This is a genomic window from Bradyrhizobium sp. 14AA (assembly GCF_054185205.1).
The window spans coordinates 1-428 of the sequence record NZ_JAVAYM010000211.1 but is presented as its reverse complement, the minus strand read 5'-3'; the positions used below and the strand labels follow the sequence as shown (position 1 = coordinate 428).

Here is a 428-nt window from a genome sequence, read left to right as displayed (position 1 = left end):
GTATTATTTGTAAAGTTACACCCGTTTGATAAAACTATTATTCCAGATGAATTTACTAAAGTTAAGCCATATCCAAACTCTGTAGAGAGTTATGAATTTTTAACTTGTACTGATGCATTAATTACTGATTACTCATCTATTATGTATGATTACTTAAATTTAAAGAAACCTATAATACTGTATACATATGATTTCGAAGAATACTTAGATAATAGAGGCGTTTATGACAATATAAATGAGTATCCTTTTATTAATGTGGATAATATCGACGATCTGACAAAAAATATGAATTCAGTCGATCATTTAGATAGTAAGGTTGATTATTCTAAGATGATTGAAGAGTTTAATAAGTTCGATTATATAGATGGCACGAAAGATATTTTGGAAAATATGATAAACGGAACGGTTAGTGAAAGTATACAAGAACA

Annotated in this window: 1 protein-coding gene; it reads left to right on the top strand. The window is 27.3% G+C overall.

Annotated elements, in window-relative coordinates:
* Nucleotides 1–428: CDP-glycerol glycerophosphotransferase family protein (locus RAD15_RS44055; RefSeq protein ID WP_458184903.1), on the top strand; the 428-nt coding region annotated here is incomplete at both ends.